The organism is Pseudomonas sp. 4CAES_32.4, from assembly GCF_058136335.1.
The window spans coordinates 2676243-2696270 of record NZ_CM176882.1; the positions used below are offsets into that span (position 1 = coordinate 2676243).

At 62.3% G+C, this 20028-nt stretch carries 6 protein-coding genes and 1 pseudogene; 6 read left to right on the plus strand and 1 reads right to left on the minus strand.

The features are described from left to right. The first annotated feature begins 178 nt into the window (after positions 1–178). Complete coding sequence (locus AC3Y64_RS12100; RefSeq protein WP_489987624.1) at positions 179–12652, plus strand: filamentous hemagglutinin family protein; 12474 nt, start codon at positions 179–181, stop codon at positions 12650–12652. Positions 12653–13107: 455 nt separating this feature from the next. Here the strand turns inward: AC3Y64_RS12100 and AC3Y64_RS12105 are convergent, their stop codons facing one another. Next, on the minus strand, positions 13108–14055 hold the full coding sequence (locus tag AC3Y64_RS12105) for a SphA family protein (RefSeq protein WP_489987625.1): 948 nt from the start codon (positions 14053–14055) through the stop codon (positions 13108–13110). A 210-nt stretch (positions 14056–14265) separates the two neighbouring features. Here AC3Y64_RS12105 and AC3Y64_RS12110 point away from each other — a divergent pair, with 210 nt between their 5' ends. From AC3Y64_RS12110 to AC3Y64_RS12130, 5 genes and pseudogenes are all read left to right on the plus strand, one after another. Beyond that, positions 14266–15306, plus strand: coding sequence for an AraC family transcriptional regulator (locus tag AC3Y64_RS12110; protein ID WP_489987626.1), 1041 nt, complete (start codon positions 14266–14268; stop codon positions 15304–15306). Between the two features lie 141 nt (positions 15307–15447). Continuing rightward, positions 15448–16335, plus strand: a complete 888-nt coding sequence (locus AC3Y64_RS12115; protein WP_489987627.1) for a Dyp-type peroxidase — start codon at positions 15448–15450, stop codon at positions 16333–16335. Positions 16336–16345: 10 nt separating this feature from the next. After that, positions 16346–17315, plus strand: a pseudogene (locus AC3Y64_RS12120) (Gfo/Idh/MocA family protein). Between the two features lie 221 nt (positions 17316–17536). Further along, on the plus strand, positions 17537–18289 hold the full coding sequence (locus AC3Y64_RS12125; protein WP_489987628.1) for a GntR family transcriptional regulator: 753 nt from the start codon (positions 17537–17539) through the stop codon (positions 18287–18289). Beyond that, a complete protein-coding gene (locus AC3Y64_RS12130; RefSeq protein ID WP_489987629.1) occupies positions 18286–20016 on the plus strand; it encodes a fumarate reductase/succinate dehydrogenase flavoprotein subunit in 1731 nt (576 codons plus the stop codon). Before AC3Y64_RS12125 ends, AC3Y64_RS12130 begins: the two co-directional genes overlap by 4 nt. Positions 20017–20028 lie beyond the last annotated feature (12 nt).

Consider the following 20028-nt stretch of genomic DNA (forward strand, 5'->3'; position numbering starts at 1 on the left):
CGTCAGGAAATGGCAGCAGCCTTCGGGTTGCTGCCATTTTTTTTGCTCGATTTACACCTCAATCATGAAGTTTGTGTGACATCCGTTCGGTCGCGCCCTTCGCCAACTGCCTATGTCGTAACAGCAGGTTTTAGCTGGCCTGCAGCTTTGTGTGGCAATCAAAAAGGATCTCGTAGTGATGCTCGCTCGCCCATCCCGTCGCAGTACCCGTGCCCAGATGCTCAAGCGTGAGGTCGCCGATCCGGCGCTATGGCTGCTCAAGCCACTGGCGCACGCGGTGGCGTTGTGTCTGGTGGCGGGCAGTGCGCAGGCGCAAACGGCGTTCAGCTCCAACTGGTTCGCCGCTAAGGGCGCCGCACAACAAGCGGCGGCAGCGCGGCCGGGTGTTGGCGGGTTGCCGGGGATGACCCCTCCACTGGCCCAGCAGCAAAGAGCCAATCAGCAATTGCAGCGCTCGTTGCAGACCCTTAACAACACCGTGGCGGCGATTGCTGCGCAGCAGGCGGCGCAGGCAGCCGGGCGTGCGGTGGCGTTGGGCAGTGTGCAAAGCGTGCCGGATGGATTGGGCGAGGGCGGCTTGAAGGTCGACAACAGCCTTAGCCAGGGTTGGCTGAACGCCAAGGGACCGCAGCAGGCTCAGGCTGACGGCAAGACCACGGTGAAGATCGAGCAGACCGCCGACAAGGCGATTCTCAACTGGGAAACCTTCAACGTCGGCCGCAACACCACGGTCGAATTCGCTCAGCAATCCAACTGGGCAGTCCTCAACCGGGTCAACGACCCAAGCGCGCGTGCCAGTCAGATTCAGGGCCAGATCAAGGGCGACGGCACGGTGATGCTGATCAACCGCAACGGCATCGTGTTCAGTGGCAGCAGCCAGGTCAATGTGCGCAACCTGGTGGCGGCGGCGGCCAACATCACGGATATTCAGTTCCGCGAACGGGGTCTGTACTTCGACAGCACCGCGACTCAGCCGACCTTCACCGACGCGGCCGGCAAAGTGCTGGTGGAACGTGGCGCCACTATCCAGACCCATGCGCCCAAGGCGTCGACGGATGCGGGTGGCTACGCCTTGCTGTTGGGCAACGAGGTGCAGAACGATGGCAACATCAGCACCCCCAAAGGCCAGACCCTGCTCGGTGCAGGCGATCGCTTTTACATCCGCAAAGGTTCGGGCACCGATGGCAACGCCGTGTCCACGACCTTCGGCAATGAAGTGACGCCGGGCTTCAAGACCGGCGCCGTGGCCGGCAAGGTCAGCAACAATGGCTTGATCCAGGCCGCCACCGGCGACATCACGCTGACCGGCCATGAAGTGCTGCAAAACGGTGTGTTGCTGGCAAGCACCTCGGTGGCCACGCGCGGCACTGTGCACTTGCTCAATCCGGCGACCGATAACACCGGCAGCGTCACGCTCGCTCAGGGTAGCGTCACCGCGATCCTGCTCGATAGCAGCGACCTCACCGCGCTCGACAGCCAGCGTGATGCTTCGCTCCAGGCCGTCAGTGCCGCCAACCGAATTCGTGGCGATCAGTCGCGTGTGGAGATTGCTAGCGGCGGCAGCGTCGAGTTTCAGAACGGCTCGATCACCCTTGCCACCGGTGGCCAGGTCGCGGTATCGGCGGGGCGTCGCAGCCTGGTGCGCGACGGCGCCGTGATTGATGTGTCCGGCGCTGTCGGGGTGAAGGTGGCGATGGAAGCCAATAACATCAAGATCAACGTGCAGGGCAACGAGCAACGCGATGCGCCGGTCAACCGCGAGGGCGGCGCGCTCAACAGCAACGACATCTGGGTCGATGTGCGTGAGTTGGTGTACGTGCCGGCCGGCACCAACGGCTACGCTACAGACCGATGGTACACGGCCGGAGGTCTGCTGGAAGTCGGTGGCTATCTCGGCACTCAGGGCCACGGCATCGGTGAATGGATGGCGCAGGGCGGTTCCGTGAATTTTGCCGGCAACGACGTGGTCACCGAGAAAGGCTCGCTGATCAACTTGTCGGGCGGCACCCTCGACGTGCAGAGCGGCGCGATCCGACAGAGCTGGTTGCGAGGCGCCGACGGGCGTTTATACGAAGTCTCACGGGCGCCGGGGGATCTGCTTTATACCGGGTTGTACAAAGGCTATGAAGACAGCAGCGAGCGCTGGGGCCAGACGCAGTTTTTCTACAACCCGCTGATTGCGCCGAGCTCGCGTCAGGAATCGGGCTACACCGTCGGTCGCGATGCCGGCCAATTGGTGATTGCCACCCGCAACGCGCTGGTCGATGGCCAGATTCTCGGCGAAGTGTTCCAGGGCGAGCGCCAGACACAAGCACCCCGCGCGGTGCTGGATGGCTATGAGCAGAGTCAGATCGCACGGGCTCGCCGGGCGCAGTTGATCGTGGGTCAATACGATCCGGCCTGGTCGGCGACCGCCGGTGGCCTGCAGTACCTGCTCGATCCGCTACTGGACCAGGTGCAGATCGGCGGCACTCACGCAGCGGCGCTCACAGCGCCCGGCCTGGCGGATGCCGTGGCGCAGGAGCGGGTCGGCAAGTTGTTTCTCGACAGCGATATGCTCAACGGCTTTCAGCTCGGTGCGTTGAAGGTCTCTGCCGCGAAAACCATTGTTGTCGATCAGGCGCTGACCGTTGCTTCTGGTGGTGATATCACCTTGTTCGCCCCACAAGTGCAGGTCAATGCGAACCTGACTGCGCGTGGCGGTAGCATGAATGTGGGGGATGTCCTGACCGGCAATTCCGCGCTGCTGGCACCGGCCGGGACGGCTGTCGGCGTCACGGTGGCCAAAGGCGTGCAGCTCGATGCCCGCGGACTGTGGAGCAATCTGCGTACCGATCCGGACGACGTGAACAGTCTGGCCTACCTCAATGGCGGCGTGGTGTCTGTGCGCAGTACCGGCAGCGTCAACCTGGGCAGTGGCAGTCTGCTTGACGTGTCGTCCGGCGGAGCGCTGTTGGCCAATGGCAAGACGCGCGGCGGCAAGGGCGGCGACATTACGCTGGAGTCGAGTCCGCTGACCCGTTCGGCGTCGTCGCAATTGATGCTTGATGGCGACGTGCGTGGCTACGGTGTCACTGGTGGCGGCAGTCTGACGATTCAGTCCGGCAACGTTGTGATCGGTGGAACTGGCGCCGCACACGGCGACAATACGCTGCAACTGGCATCGAGTCTGTTCAGCACCGGTTTTGCCAGTTACAGCGTCACCGGCCTGACCGGGCTGGAAGTCGCTGATGGTGCGCAGGTCGATGTGGTGATGCCGGTCTACCGTTTCGGCGATGCGGCGCCGATCCAGTCCAGCGGCGTCGATCCGCGCACGGCCCTCGAATTGTGGACCCCCACGCTGTTTCAGGAGAACCCGGCCAAAGGCGTTCTGACCCAGCGTGGCGGCGCCAGTCTTGCGCTCCAGGCCGGTTCCAGCGAGTTAGCGCTGATTGACCCGGCGAGCAGTCCGTTGTCCATTGGCCACGGTGCACGGATCAGTGTCGACCCGGGGCAGCGCATCAAACTGCGCGGTGCCGGACAGATTACGGTCGACGGGCAATTGAACGCCTGGGGCGGCACTCTCGATATTCGTCAGCAACAGTTTGGCTCGCTGGACGTGGCGACCAAGCTGCAGAACGCCGACCCGCAGGCCCACAACCGCTCGATCTGGATCGGCGAAGATGCGGTGCTGGATGTTGCCGGTCGCGCCTACACGGCCGTGGATGCGCTGGGTCGGGTGTACGGCCAGATCGGCAAAGGCGGCAGCATTATTCTCGGCGGCGAGATTGATTCGAAGAAAATCACCGCGACGTCGGCCGATGCTTACGTGATTGTACGCAACGGTGCACGCCTGGACGCCTCCGGTACGCACGCGGTTCTGGATGTCGCCGGGGGCGGACCGACCGACGTCGCCACCGATGGCGGGCGCATTGCCTTGAGTTCTTACAATGGCGTGTTCCTCGACGGTCAGTTGCAGGCTGCAGCGGGTGGCGTCGGTGCGTCGGGTGGACGTCTGGAGATTGTTCAGGACGCGCCGCTCTACCAGATGAATCTGGCGAGCAACGAAGTGCGTGCGCCCCGCGAAATGATCATCAGCCAAGGCTCGGATGGCTCGCTGCTGCCGGCGCATCTGCAGGCCGGCGAAGGCGCGGCGCAGTTGCGTTACGGTCAGACCCGCTTGAGCGCGGAGCGTTTGATGTCGGGTGGTTTCGATCACCTGAGCCTGTTGAGTAACGGCTTGCTCACATTCGCCGGCGACGTCGATCTGCGCATGAATCAAAGCCTGAATCTTTACACCGGCTCGATCTCATTGGCGCAGGCTGCCAGCGACACGACGCGGATCAATCTGGCCGCGCCATACATGCGCTTGTCGGGGCTGGGTCTGTACGTGCCTTCGGATGTCAGCATGCGTCCACGGCTGCTGGCCAACGCGACCACTGAGCTGTCGAACGCCCGCTTCACCGCCACCGCTGACCTGCTCGATCTGAGCAACACCTTGTCGTTCGGCACCGAAGGGACGATCGCGCAGCTCGCCGCGCCGGCCGCTGCCGTCAGCCGCCGTGGCTTCGACCAGGTCACCCTCGACAGTCGTGGCGACATGCGTTTTCTCGCGCCGAACGATAACGAGCGCAGCTCGCGGTTGTGGACGCCCGGTGATCTGAACTTGCGCGCTGCGCAGATTTATCCGGCCACAGGTGTTTCGGCCGATGTCCGTGTTGGTTATCAGGGCTATACGGCCGTCCCGGAACTTGCGCGTACCTTGCGTATCAGCGGCCATGGCGAGGCACCGCAGGCCTTGCCGTATTCCGCGTTCGGCAACTTGCTGCTGGTCGCCGGGAAGATCGAGCAGGGCGGCGTTATCCGCGCCCCGTTGGGATTGATCAGATTGGGCGAGAACTCCCTGGGCAAAACCCAGGAGCTGCGCCTGTTGCCCGGCAGTGTCACGTCGGTCAGCGGTGCTGGTCTGGTCATGCCGTATGGCGGTACCACCGACGGTATCGACTATCGCTACGACGGCAAATCCGTGGTGTTGCACGGGATCTCCAGTGCCCTGGATGGCGTGATCCTCACCGGGCAGTACGTCGATGTGCAGGGCGGCGCGTTGATTGACTTGTCGGGCGGCGGCGATCTGCGCGGCGCCGGTTTTGTCTCCGGGCGCGGCGGTTCCACCGATGCCCGATTCAATCCGTTGGTGCGCAACGCTGCCGATGGCACGTTCAGCTTGCCGGGTCTGAGCAGTAACCCGGTGTACGCCATTGTGCCGGGCAACCAGAGTGCCTTTGCACCGGCACTCGCTGAGGCCGGTGCAAGCGATCCGCGCATTGGCCAGCAAATTACCGTCGGCGCGGGTGTTCCTGGCCTGGCCGCCGGCACCTACACCTTGCTGCCTTCAACCTTTGCCTTGCTGCCCGGCGCGTTCCGGGTCGAGGTCAATGGCCAGGCGACGCCGGGCGTGACCAGCAGCGCGTTGAAAATGCGCAATGGTTCGTGGTCCAGTGCCGGACTGATGTCGATTGCCAACAGCGGTGTGCGCGACAGTCTGCCGAGCCAGGTGATCCTGACGTCGGCCGATGTTCTGCGCCGCTATTCGCAGTACAACGAAACGAGCTTCACCCAGTTCATCGAAAGCGATGCGGCTCGTCGGGGTGTGCCACGTGCGTTGGCGCCAATGGATGCGAAATCCCTCAACGTGCAATTGGTGGCCGGTGGCAAGCACGACATCGACATGAACTTTCAGGGTCAGGCCCTGTTTGCCCCAGACAAGGGCGGCGTGGCCGGGAGCGCTGTCGTGTTGGCCCAGGACCTGGAGGTGCTCGGTGAAGGCCGGTTGCGTACGCCGGGGTTTACCGGAATTTCGCTGTATGCGGACAGCCTTGACCGGCTCGAAGCCGGACGGCTGAGCCTTGGCGCCACGCCGACGGTTGAATACGGCTCGGCGGGTAACTTCATTCGCTTTGATGGTTCGGCTGCCAACATCACTCTGCGTGAAGGCGCAGTGTTATCGGCACCGGAAGTGCTGTTGCGCACTGACAAAGTCAACGGTGGCATCACGCTGGAAGCGGGCGCCGGTATCAACACCCTCGGCCGCGGTGATGCGCCTTATGACTCGACCGACGGCTTCATTTATCAGCCGGGTTCCGCCAGTCTGTTGGTCGTGTCCAACGGTTGGACCAGCACGCTCGCACCGACGGTCGCCACGTATTCTGAAGGCGCGGGCAGCATCCGCATCGGTACGTGCGTTGCGCAGCCGTGCGCTCAGCCAACGTTGCTCTATTCCAATGGCAGCATTACCGCTGCCACCGATAACCAGTTCGAACTGAACGAATCCGTGCGCTTCGGCACCCGTCACCTGGCGCTGGCCGTCGGCGCGGTCAATGCCGGTAGCGCCGAGGCGCTGGCCGCGGCAGGTCGCGTACCGAGTGGCCTGACCTTGAACCAGAACGTGCTCGATCGCCTGCTGCGCGGCGACACGCAGTTCGGCGCTCCGGCACTGGAAACCCTGAGTCTGACCACTCGCGACTCGTTCAACTTCTTCGGCAACGTCAGCCTCGATACGCTTGACCCGCAGACCGGCGTCAGTCGCTTGCAGAACCTGTTATTGGCCACGCCCGCCGTCTATGGCTGGGGCGAGGCTGGCGATGTGGCGACCATTCGCACCGCCAACCTGATCTGGAACGGAGCGACCCAGGCGCCGGGCGCGGTAGCCAGTGGTGGCGCCGGGACAGGACGCGGCACACTGGACATTCAGGCGCAACGCATCGAGTTCGGTTATGGCCCGAATCCGCAGCCCAACGGCCTGGATCAGAACAACCGATTGGCGTTGGGTTTTGCCAACGTCAACCTCAACGCCAGCGAGCGTATTACCGCCAACCACAAGGGCAGTCTTGCGGTGTATCTGGCGCAAGGGGCTTACGACCCGATTTCCGGCTACGTCTACAGTGGCGGCAACCTCAATCTGCGCACGCCGTTGCTCACTGGTGAAGCGGCCTCGGTCAACCTGCTCAAGGCGGGCGACGACCTGACGGTGAGTGGCGTTGCGAATGCTGCGGTGGCCGATGCCTTGGGTGCGGAGTTGACGCTTGAAGGGCGCAATGTGCTGCTCGACGGTCGCATTGCACTGGCCAGCGGCAAACTGGTGGTCAAGTCCGAGGACAATCTGACCCTGACCAACGCCGCGCACCTGGACCTGGCCGGGCGTACCTTGCCGTTCAATGACGTCAGCAAATACAGTTGGGGCGGCGATGTGGCGCTGTACAGCAGCCACGGCAATATCCGCCAGGCTGCCGGTTCACGTATCGATCTGTCGGCGCACAACAACCAGGCCGGCAATCTCAGTGCGGTGGCGCTGGCAGCGGATGCCGGGGTAGTCGATCTGCAAGGCGAGATCCTCGGTGCCAGCAGCGGTTACTTCGATGCCGGTGGCACGCTGGTGCCGTACAAGGCCGGTGGCGTGGACATTCGCGCACAACGGCTGGGCGGCGATTTGAACCAGGACTTCGCTGCGTTGAACCAGCGCTTGAACGCCGGGCGGGTGTTCGGCAGCCGCAGCTTCCAGCTCAAGCAGGGCAGCCTGGTGATCGGCGACGGGTTCAAGGCCGGTGAAGTCAATGTCTCGGTGGACAACGGCAGTCTGACCGTGGCCGGCCTGATCGACGCCAGTGGTGAGCGGGTCGGCAGCATTCGTCTGTCCGCCAATAACGGTCTGACTCTGACTGGCAATGCCGTGCTCGATGCCCATGGTCGCGTGCTGCGTGTCGACAGCTACGGCAAGATCATCGATGCCCCCAACCGCGCCATGGTCGAACTCGATTCCGGCAATGGTTTGCTGACGCTGGCGCCGGGCGCACGGATCGATTTGCGCCACGGCACCGACGCGCCGCCGGGCAGTGGGGCAGGGCACAACGATGGTCTGCCGCGCGGTACGCTGGAACTCAATGCACCGCGTATCGGCGGTGGCGACATCGCCATCGATGCCAGCGGTGTGTTGAACATTCAGGGCGCGCGTTCCATCGGCCTGAACGCCATGCGCCGCTACACCGATGCAGCGGACGGCACCGATGCTGCCGTCAGCGGGCGCCCGTATCAGGTGATCGATCAGGCTTATCTGGACGTTATCCATGGCGACAGCACGGCGTTCATCGATGCGGCGCTGGGCAACGGCGATTTGCTGCAACGCAAACTGGCCGGATTGAATAACGCAGCTTATAGCGATGCGTTCCATCTACGCCCGGGCGTCGAGATCGCCAGCAAAACTGCCGACGGCGATCTGGTCGTGCGGGGCGATCTGGACCTGTCCGCTTACCGTTACGCCAGTCTGAATCCGCACACGCAAAAAACCGCTGTTTATGGTTCGGGCGAATCCGGCAGCCTGCTGATCCGCGCCGGCGGCAATCTGGATATTTACGGCAGCATCAACGACGGCTTCGCGCCGCCGCCGGAAACCGTTGACGACGCCGGTTGGAAACTGGTGCCGGGCATCCAGCCTTTTGGTGGTGACCTGATCGTTCCGGGCGCCGGGGTGACGCTGGCAGAAGGCACCTCGTTCCCGGTCGGCACGACGCTCAATTACGACTTGCCGATACAGAGTGCGACGCTGGCCAGCGGCACGCTGCTGCCAACCCAGGGCATCCTCGCCGGGCCTTACACGCTGACGGCCGGTACAGTCTTGGCCGGTGCGGTGCATGACGCCGGCGGCAACCTGCTGTACGCCGCCGGTACCTTGCTCAGCGACAACGTGACCTTGCCGGCGGGCAGCCGCCTCGGGGCCGGGACGCGGTTGAACGCGGCCACCGACATGCAGGCGATGCTCTGGCCCAAGGGCGTGCCATTGCCTGGCACGTTTGCCGACAACAAAATCGCTGGCGTGAAATTAAGCGGTGCATTGGCGTTGTTACGCGGCTCGCTGATTCCGTCGATGACCGACGTGGTGCTGGCCGACGGCACAGCGTTCATCGATTTGCGCCCGTTGAACGGCACGCAGCAGGGACGCAACTGGGCCCTGGCGAGCATGCTGCCGTCGGGCAGCACCTCGTGGTCGATGCGCGTAGTGGCGGGTGCGGATCTTGATGCTGCCGACAGTCGCACCGTGAAACCGCTCACCAGCGAAGGTCACTTGCGACTGGCGGATACGCATTACGGCATGGTCGTCACCACGAAAACCCTCGACACCACCTGGGCGGTCGACAATGCGTTGGGGTACCCGGCCGGGGAGGTGGTGAAGGAAGATGAAATGTTCTGGTGCGACGCGATCCCGGGTGTCTGTGTCGCGCCCGCCAAATTCCTCTGGGCGGATGGCAACTGGTTGGGTATGCCGACGGGTACACCGGTTTCCGAGGACGATTTGTTCTGGTGCGACATCGATCCGAACTCGTGTAAACCCAATGTCGGCGGCACCACGGTGGCCACGCACACGCAGATGTTCAGCGTACTGCGTACCGGAACCGGTGACCTCGATGTGCTGGCCGCTGGCAACCTGAGCATGGAATCGCCGTTCGGCGTTTACACGGCGGGTACGCAGTCCAGCGACGTCGAGGCACGTTACAACCAGCCACGCGGTCGTCTGTCGGATGACGGTTCGGTGCTTGGCAGTGCAGGCAGTGATAACGAGAAATGGGTCGATGGCGGCAGCGACAGTTTGTATCAAGCCTGGTATCCGCAGCTGGGTGGCAATCTGACGATAGGCGCGGGCGGGTCAGTGTCGGGGGATGTCATCGGGCAACGTGCCTTGAACAAAGATTTCGATACCCGCCAGCAAGTGTCGAGCGTGGCCGTGGGCAACTGGTTGTGGCGTCAGGGCACGGGCAACGGCGAAATACCGACCGCCTGGTGGATCAACTTCGGCAGCTACACAACGCAGCCGTTGTCAGGCGAGACCGCTACGGTGCCTTATCTGGTCGGTTTCACCGGCTTCGGTACCCTCGGCGGCGGCAACATCAATCTGCGCGCCGGTGCCGACGGCGGCATGCTCGATCCGGTTGGCGATGGCCGCGCCAATCTCTATCCGCGGGGGCAGGGGCTGGTCGTTGCCGTGGGCAGCACCGGCCGGGTGGGTAGCGACGGCAGCCTGCAATTGACGGGAGGTGGCGATATCGACATGCGTCTGGGCGGTGCGCTCAACCCGTCGCTACTGGCCCGGGCGCGGGAAACCGGAACAGAAGCGCCACGCCACGATCTGCAAGGCGCGGTGATCAACCTGCGCGGCGCGGCGCAAGTCAGCGCGAGTGCGGTGGGCGGCGTCAATCTGCAATATGGCGCGTTCTCAAAGGATCAGGATCCGCGCGAAGTGCGCGCTTACGACCCGTTCAGCTCAACCCTGAGCAGCGCCAGCGGCGGGCTGGTGTTGATTCCCGGTGACTCGGGCATGCGCCTGAGTACCCGTGGCGATCTGGTACTGGGCGGTGCCGCAGATCCGGGGCGTGTGCGCCTGCAAAATTCCACGCCATTTACCGACGGCAGTGGCGTGGCCCATGCGGGCGGCGGTTTGACCGGTTTCTCGCTGTGGACCGATCACACCGCGATCGATCTGTTTTCGGCGGGGGGCAACCTGACGCCGAGCACGCAATTGGCTGAAAGCGATCTGCTGACGGGTGCCAGCTATAACGTCTCACCCACTGACGGGCGTTTCGTTTATCCGTCGATCCTGCGTGCGGTGGCCGCCCAGGGTTCCATCTATGCCGGTCCCTCGGCCGTCTACAGTCCGGGCAATGCGCCGCCTGCGTCGGGCTACTCGTTGTTGCTGGCACCGTCCGCTGCGGGTCAGCTGGAACTGCTGGCTGGTGACTCGATCTATGCCGGTGGTTACGCGATCAATCAATCGGGCGCCAGTCCTTCGGCAATCACTACACCGTTTGCGCCATCCTTCAACGGCTATGAAAGCAACACTACAATCCGGCCGATCCTGACCAATAACAGCCCGGACGGCGTTGCGACGAGAGCCAACGCGCTGTATCCGTTGTTTACGTTCGGGGCCAATAGTTATTCGGGACTCAGTGGTGTGCAGGAACCTGCGCGGTTCTACGCATTGACCGGGGACCTGGTGGGTGTGCGCAGCGGCGAAACGCTGACATTCAGCCGATTCGGCGTACCGCAGCGCACCTGGTACGAAGCGGCCGGCCCGGTCTGGATGCTCGCCGGTCGCGATATCGTCGCGTCCGGGACCTATCTGGGCCAGCCAGCCAAAGCACCCAGTGAAGGGTTGAGCGCCAGCAACGAAGACATCGCTTCCACCGGCAACCTGTTCATTCACAACCGGCCCAACGATGTGTCGCGGGTTGCGGCCGGGCGCGACATTCTCTACAGCAGCTTCGACATCGCCGGCCCAGGTGTGCTTGACGTCACCGCGGGGCGCAACATCCTGATGGAGGACCGTGCCAGCATCACCAGCATCGGGCCGGTGCTGGCAGGCGATAGCCGACCGGGTGCCAGTGTGGTGCTGCAGGCCGGTGTTGGTGCGCAAGGGCTGGATTACTCACGGTTCATCGCGCGCTACCTGAACCCGCAGAACCTCGCTGATTCGCAGGTCTCTCTCAACGGCCAACCGGGCAAAGTGGTCAAGACGTACCTGGACGAGCTGCAGAGCTGGCTGACCCTCGGCTATGGCTTCAGCGGCAATGCCGAACAGGCGCAAGCGTTCTACGCCGCGCTGCCGAGCGCTGAACAGGCGATCTTCGCGCGGCAGGTGTACTTCGCCGAACTGCGCGCCGGTGGCCTGGAATACAACGATGTCGACGGTCCGCGTCAGGGCAGTTATTTGCGCGGTCGCAACGCCATCGCGGCGTTGTTCCCGACCAGCGATGTGGCGGGCAATGCCATTCGTTATGACGGCGACATCACAATGTACGGCGGTGCCGGGGTCAAAACCCTGTTCGGCGGCGATATCCAGATGCTCACGCCGGGTGGCGGTCAGGTGTTCGGCATCGAAGGCGCGGCGCCACCGTCGACAGCGGGGATCATCACCCAAGGCTCGGGCAACATTCAGCTCTATTCGCAGGGCAGCATTCTGCTGGGGCAGAGCCGGATCATGACCACGTTTGGCGGCTCGATTCTCGGCTGGTCTGCCGAGGGCGATATCAACGCCGGTCGCGGCTCGAAAACCACCGTGGTCTACACCCCGCCGAAACGGGTTTACGACACCTGGGGCAACGTGACCCTGTCACCGTCGGTGCCGAGTACCGGCGCCGGTATCGCCACGCTCAACCCGATCGCCGAAGTGGCGCCGGGCGACATCGACCTGATCGCGCCGCTGGGCACCATCGATGCCGGCGAGGCGGGGATTCGTGTGTCGGGCAACGTCAACATCGCCGCCCTGACGGTGGTCAACGCTGCCAACATTTCGGTGCAGGGTAAATCGACCGGGGTGCCGGTGGTATCGGCGGTCAACACTGGCGCGATCACCTCGGCCAGTTCGGCGGCATCTTCGGCCACGCAAGCGGCGGAAGACGTGGCGCGTCAGCAGCAAGCGGCCTCGCGGCAGAATCAGGCCTCGGTGTTTACCGTGCAGGTGCTGAGTTTCGGCAACGAACAACTCGCCCCAACCCGCGATGGCGCCACCCGCACCCCGGCCCCGGGCTACAACCCGAACAGCCCGGTGCAGGTGCTGGGCGCAGGGGCGCTGGACGAACAGGCGAAGCAGCAGTTGACCGAAGAGGAGCGCGGGCAACTTAAGCTGTAAAAGACTCTCGTGTAGTACGTTTGGGCGGCCATTTGGCCGCCCTTTTTTTTGCCCGGAAAAACTTATGAATATGTCGCTATTTCTTGTGGGAGCTAGCCCTGCTAGCGATTGGCCAACACAGCCAACATCTTTATTGCCTGACCCACCGCCATCGCTGGCAAGCCAGCTCCCACAGGGATTTGGGTGTGGTTGAGATTGATGCACCCCACAGAACCTGTGGGAGCTGGCTTGCCAGCGATGGCGGTGGGTCAGTGGATGGAGATGTTGTTGGTGCTGGTCGGATCGCTAGCAGGGCTAGCTCCCACAGGGATTTAGGTGTGGTTTAGATTGATGCACCCCACAGAACCTGTGGGAGCTGGCTTGCCAGCGATGGCGGTGGGTCAGTGAATGGAGATGTTGTTGGTGCTGGCCGGATCGCTAGCAGGGCTAGCTCCCACAGGTGGTTGGGGGTGGTTTCAGAACGCATACGGAATACTGACTTTCGCCCAGAGCATTTCCCCCTCAGGCCGGTTCTCCACGTCAAATTCCTTGGCCCAGCGAATCTCCGCGCTGGCGTATTTGAGGAAGGTGAAGTGCAGCGCCGGGCCGATCGCGAACACCTTGCCGCGCACGCCGTCGTCCACGTCCTGACCGAGAAACTGCACGGTGTGGCCGAACTGTTTGTCGTCGGTGGTTTGCTTGAGGTAGTAGCCGTTGATGCCGAGCATCAGGTCGTCGGTGATCTTGTAGCTGGCCGAATAATCGAAGTGGAAGATCTGCCCGGATTTGTAGTCGGTGTCCTTGTTCTTCTCATTGAAGCTGTAGGTGGTCTTCATCGAGACTTCGGTTTTTTCGGTCGGCAGCCAGGTGAACGAGAACAACGGCTTGTAGGTATAGAAATTGTTGCTGGTGTTGGCCAGCCGGTCGACGCTGTATTCGCCGGTCGGCACGGTGATTTCCAACGCGGCGCCGAGGGTCAGGTTCTTGCCCATGTCCCACAAGATGATGGGCGCCACCGTGGTATCGCCCATGCCTTCGCGGGTGTCGTCCAGACCGAATACCGAGACTTCCTGTTTCAACCACGGCTGCGCGATGTACCCGGCCAGGCGCCCGCCAAAGACGCGCACCGGGCTCAAGTAGTCGAGGCGCGGAATCACCGCTGTCGATTCGATTTCGACATCGGGCACTTTGCCGCCGAGTGAACTGATATTGAGTTTCCGCGACTTGTAATGGTTGTAGTAGAGGTTGAACGCGACCATGTTCTCCGGAAGGCTGTCGACTTCCAGCGGCAACATGAAGAAGCCGTCGGTGCCGGGGCCGATGTTGTCGACGCCGGCTTCGGTGGCCAGCGCCGGGAGGGTCACGGCGCAGCCCAGCAAAGATAGGGCCAGGCGCAGGGGCAAAGTCGCGCGGTTCGGGTGCATATCCGTCCTCATTATTATTGTGTTTGGGCGCAACGCCGGCATGCGGGACGCCGGGCACCATAGAAATAAGCGCTTGGCGCCCGGCGGGGCAGGGTTTTCGCGGCCATTGAGGGGGGCTTCTGCGGACAGTCGTCCAAGCCTGTGCTAACTTCCTTCGACATAACCGGTAACAAAAATAACAATCAAGCATGATCCGGAATGTCAGCCGCCATGAACGTAAAAGTCCAAGACCCGACCTTTGAATTGGCGCTGGTGTCGCCATTTCTCCTGCAAACCCTCGCCGAAGTCGTGCAGAACAAAGGTATCGACCCGCAAAGCCTGTGTCGTGGCTTGGGGTTCGCCCTTGAAGATTTGCAGGATCCGGCGCAACGGATTTCCTATCGCCAGGCGGTGGCGATGATTCAACGCGCGCTCAAAGTGCTGCCCAATCAAGGCTTGGGGTTGTGGGTCGGCGCGCAGAACGTGCTCGGCACTCTGGGTTTGCTCGGGCATGTGCTGTCGCTGTGCAAGACCTTGCGCGATGCTTTTGCGCTGGGGATTCGTCATCAGCACACCTCTGGCGGGATTGTGGTGTCGAGCGTTGATGTGGTCGGTGCGCAGGTGCATCTGGATGCTGAATGCCGCCTGCCATTCGCCGATGTGCAGGTGTTTGCCGTCGAGGAGTTCTTCGCCAGCCTGCTGGTGTATGGCCGCGCGTTGGTCGGGGAGTCATTCAAAGCCATTGCTGTGGAATTCGTGCATGCCGCGCCGAGTTATCTGAGTGAATACCATCGCCTGCTGGGCCCGCAGGTGCGTTTCGGTTGCCTGCACAATCGCATGCTGATCGATGCGCAGTGGCTTGACGTGAACCTGCCCAATCACCATTCGCTGGCGCTGCGTCAGGCGGTCGCCTTGCTGGAGCTGGAAGCCGCGCAGGTCCATCAGAAGCTCGATCTGATTCAGGCGGTCGAGCGGGCGATTGCCAGGGATCTGACCTCTGGCAGCCATATCGAAAAGATTGCCGGTGACTTGAACATGAGCAGCCGCACCTTGCGTCGGCGCTTGACCGAGCATGCACTGACGTTTGAAGCGTTGCTGGAGCAGGTGCGTCAGGCGCGGACGATGAGTTTGCTGGCCAATCCTGATATGCCGATCGAGCGCATCACCGAAGAAGTCGGCTACAGCGATGTGCGCAGTTTTCGCCGGGCGTTCAAGCGCTGGACAGGGTTGAGCCCGAGTGCGTGGCGCCAGGAAAGCGTTACAGCTGTTTAAAAGATCAAAAGATCGCAGCCTTCGGCAGCTCCTACCCTGATCCCTGTAGGAGCTGCCGAAGGCTGCGATCTTTTGATTTGCTTCAACCCCACAAACTGTCCGGCCACAGGTAAACTCCGCGCACTTTTTCAAGGAGTTCACATGAGTTACTACCAGCCGGGCATTCTCGCTACCCCTGTTCCGCCACAAGCACGTCACCTGTTTTTCGCCCTGGAATCAGTTGAAGCGCTGCCGCAGGCGTTCGACAACCTGATCAATCAGGTGGACGGCAAGTCGGCAGTGGTTGGTTTCGGTGAGTCCCTGGTCAAGGCCCTCAACGTACAAATCGAAGGCCTGCGCAGTTTCCCGGCCATGTCTGGCGTCGGTGTGGAAAACCCGTCGACCCAACACGCCTTGTGGGTGTGGTTGCACGGCGTCGACCGTGGCGAACTGCTCAACCGCTGCAACGCCCTCGAAGTCGCGCTGGCGCCGGCCCTGCGTCTGGTCGAGATGCAGGAAGCCTTCCGCCACAAGGACGGCCACGACCTGACCGGCTACGAAGACGGCACCGAAAATCCCCACGACGAAGCCGCCATCGCCGCTGCCCTGCAAAGCGCAGGCACTGACGGCATGGTCGGTGGCAGCTTCGCGGCGATCCAGCAGTGGCAGCACGACCTCAAGGGTTTTCACAAACTCTCGGCGGACGACAAAGACAACATCATGGGCCGTCGCCTGAGCGACAACGAAGAAATCGACGACGCGCCAATCTCCGCCCACGTCAAACGCACCGCGCAGGAAAGCTTCGCGCCGGAAGCGTTCGTGGTCCGTCGTTCGATGCCGTGGATCGAAGGTGATCGCGCCGGTTTGATGTTCCTCGCCTTCGGCTTCTCGCTGGACGCTTTTGAAGCACAATTGCGTCGTATGAGTGGTCTGGAAGACGGCATCACCGATGGCCTGTATCGCATCAGCCGCCCGATCACCGGTGGCTATTACTGGTGCCCGCCGCTGCAGGACGGACATCTTGATCTGCGCGCCTTGCGCGTCGGCTGAAGGAACAGACATGGACGTGGTGCGCTGGGGCATGATCGGTTGTGGCAGCGTCGCCGAACGCAAGAGCGGGCCGGCCTTTTACAAGGCACCCGGTTCGGCGCTGGTGGCGGTGATGGGCCGACGTCTTGAGGCGGTCAGCGATTACGCCGCGCGCCACGGCATCGCTCGGGTCTACACCGACGTCGATGCGCTGATCAACGATCCCGAGGTCGACGCGGTGTACATCGCCACGCCACCCGAAAGTCACCACGCCTACAGCCTCAAAGTCGTCGCCGCCGGCAAACATTGCTGCGTCGAAAAACCGATGGCGCTGAGCGCCGGGCAAAGCCGCGAGATGCAGCAGGCGTTCGCCGAGGCCGGTTTGCACCTGTTCGTTTCTTACTACCGCCGTTCGTTGCCGCGTTTTGCGCAAGTGCGGCAATGGTTGGCGGAGGGGCGAATCGGTGAGGTTCGCCATTTGAGCTGGACGCTGACCAAGGCGCCGTCAACGGCGGATCTGGAAGGGCGCGACAACTGGCGCACCGATCCTGCGGTGGCCGGTGGCGGCTATTTTGCTGACCTGGCCAGTCACGGGTTCGATCTGTTCCAGTATCTGCTCGGCGACATCGTCGAAGTGGCCGGATTCACGGCGCGTCAGGCGGGACTGTATGCGGCGGAAGATGCCGTCAGCGCCAGTTGGCGGTTCGCCTCCGGGGCGCTGGGCATGGGCTGCTGGAGCTTTGTCGCGGATCGGCGCGAGGATCGGGTCGAGATCATCGGCAGCCTCGGGCGGATTGGTTTTTCGGTGTTTGATGAGCATCCGGTTGAGCTGCATGCCGATGAGCGCATCAGCCTGGAAATCCCCCAATCACCAACACATTCAGTGGCATCACGTGCTGGGCATGAATGCGCACATTCGTGGCGATGCACAACATCCCGCCGTCGCTGAACAGGCCCTCAAGACTGACTGGGTCATGGACCAGATCCTCAAACGCCACTGATCCTCCGGACCTGCACAATCCCCTGTGGGAGCTGGCTTGCCAGCGATAGCGGTGGTTCAGATAGCCAATCAGTTGGCTGACAGGACGCCATCGCTGGCAAGCCAGCTCCCACAGGGAACAGCGTGTGCCATGCATCTAAGGTTATGCCCAAACATTATTTCTCACCTTGTCATAACAACTCTAAGATCACGTCATAACTCGTTATAACAAGTGATCCCGTGATGACCGATAACGTTCTCTCTCTTGGCAGCGTCCCGCTGCACACCCAACTGCGCGACGTCCTCCGTGCGCGGATTCTCGACGGTGAATACCCGCAAGACAGCCAGATGCCGTCCGAAAGCGAACTCGGTGCGCTGTTCAAAGTCAGCCGCATCACCGTGCGCCAGGCCTTGGGCGATCTGCAAAAAGAAGGGCTGATCTTCAAGATCCACGGCAAAGGCACCTTCGTCGCCAAGCCGAAAACCTTTCAAAACGTCAGCAGCCTGCAAGGCCTCGCCGAGTCGATGACCGGGCGCGGCTACGAGGTGATCAACCGCCTGCGTAGCTTCAAATTCATTGCCGCCGACAAGCGCGTGGCCGAACGTTTGCAAGTCGCCGAGGGTGAGACCGTCGCGCAGATCAAGCGTGTACGTTTGATCAACCGCGAGCCGATTTCGCTGGAAATCACCTACCTGCCCAAAGCCGTCGGCGAGCGGCTGGAGAAGGCTGATCTGGTCATCCGCGACATCTTCCTGATCCTCGAAAACGACTGCGGCATCGCCCTCGGCCACGCTGATCTGGCCATCGACGCGGTGCTCGCTGACAGCGATCTGACTCAGGCGCTCAACGTCGAGGCCGGCTCACCGATCATGCGCATCGAGCGCCTGACCCACGACGCACAAGGCCAGCCGCTGGACTTCGAACACCTTTACTACCGTGGCGATGCGTTCCAGTACCGCCTGCGGATCGACCGGCAAAAAGGGGAGCAGGCATGACCCGCAACGTTCTCGAACAGGAATACGACATCGTCGTCATCGGCGGCGGCACCGCAGGCCCGATGGCCGCGATCAAAGCCAAGGAAAAGAACCGCGACTTGCGCGTGTTGCTGGTCGACAAGGCCAACGTCAAACGCAGCGGCGCGATCAGCATGGGCATGGACGGCCTGAACAACGCGATCATTCCCGGCCACTCGACACCCGAGCAGTACACCAAGGAAATCACCATCGCCAACGACGGCATCGTCAATCAGGCCGCCGTCTATGCCTACGCCACGCACAGCTTCGAAACCATCGAGCAGCTCGACCGCTGGGGTGTGAAGTTCGAGAAGGACGAAACCGGTGATTACGCGGTGAAAAAAGTCCACCACATGGGCGCCTACGTGCTGCCGATGCCGGAAGGGCACGACATCAAAAAGGTCCTTTATCGTCAGTTGAAACGTGCGCGGGTGAGCATCACCAACCGCTTGGTTTGTACGCGTTTGCTGACCGACGAGGAGGGCGCCGTCAACGGCGTGATGGGCTTCGATTGCCGCACCGCTGATTTCCATGTGATCAAAGCCAAAGCGGTGATCCTCGCCTGCGGCGCTGCCGGCCGTCTCGGCTTGCCGTCATCGGGCTACCTGATGGGCACCTACGAAAACCCGACCAACGCTGGCGACGGCTACGCGATGGCCTATCACGCCGGCGCCGAACTGGCCAACCTCGAGTGCTTCCAGATCAACCCGTTGATCAAGGACTACAACGGCCCGGCCTGCGCCTACGTCACCGGCCCGTTGGGCGGCTACACCGCCAACAACAAGGGCGAACGCTTCATCGAGTGCGACTACTGGAGCGGGCAGATGATGTGGGAGTTCCACCAGGAACTGGAGAGCGGCAACGGCCCGGTGTTCCTCAAACTCGACCACCTCGCCGAAGAAACCATCCAGAACATCGAAGAGATTCTGCACAGCAACGAGCGCCCGAGTCGCGGCCAGTTCCACGCCAATCGCGGCACCGATTACCGCACGCAGATGGTCGAAATGCACATCTCCGAGATCGGCTTTTGCAGCGGTCACTCGGCGTCCGGCGTGTGGGTGAACGAACGCGCCGAGACTTCGGTGAAAGGCTTGTACTCGGCCGGCGACATGGCCGCCGTGCCGCATAACTACATGCTCGGCGCGTTTACCTACGGCTGGTTTGCCGGGCATAACGCGGCGGATTTTGTCGCCGGACGCGAGTTCACCGAGCTGGACGCCGAGCAGATTGAAAAGGAAAAGGCCCGGGTCTACGCACCGCTGGATCGCGAACACGGTCTGCCGCCGGCGCAGGTCGAGTACAAGCTGCGGCGCTTCGTTAACGATTATCTGCAACCGCCGAAAGTCACCAAGAAAATGCAGATCGGCCTGCAACGCTTCAGCGACATCGAACGCGATCTGGATCAGATGAAAGCCAACAACGCCCACGAACTGATGCGTGCGATGGAAACCAGCGTGATCCGCGACTGCGCCGAAATGGCCGCCCGCGCTTCGTTGTTCCGCGCCGAAAGCCGCTGGGGTTTGTACCACTATCGCGTCGACCACCCGCAACGCAATGACGGTGAATGGTTCTGCCATTGCCATCTGAAGAAGGGCGACGACGGCCAGATGACCAGTTTCAAGAAAGCCGTCGAACCTTACATCATCCCGCTCGATGCCGAAGAAATGCAGGCTTACGACCGCTTGCGGGTTGGCGCTTTCGCCGCTTGATGCACCACTAAA

Bases quoted from the DNA above. Each gene is read 5' to 3' on its own strand.
- AC3Y64_RS12130 (WP_489987629.1), top strand. From the start codon at position 18,286: ATGACCCGCAACGTTCTCGAACAGGAATACGACATCGTCGTCATCGGC.
- AC3Y64_RS12110 (WP_489987626.1), top strand. From the start codon at position 14,266: ATGAACGTAAAAGTCCAAGACCCGACCTTTGAATTGGCGCTGGTGTCG.
- AC3Y64_RS12105 (WP_489987625.1), bottom strand. From the start codon at position 14,055: ATGCACCCGAACCGCGCGACTTTGCCCCTGCGCCTGGCCCTATCTTTG.
- AC3Y64_RS12115 (WP_489987627.1), top strand. From the start codon at position 15,448: ATGAGTTACTACCAGCCGGGCATTCTCGCTACCCCTGTTCCGCCACAA.
- AC3Y64_RS12100 (WP_489987624.1), top strand. From the start codon at position 179: ATGCTCGCTCGCCCATCCCGTCGCAGTACCCGTGCCCAGATGCTCAAG.
- AC3Y64_RS12125 (WP_489987628.1), top strand. From the start codon at position 17,537: ATGACCGATAACGTTCTCTCTCTTGGCAGCGTCCCGCTGCACACCCAA.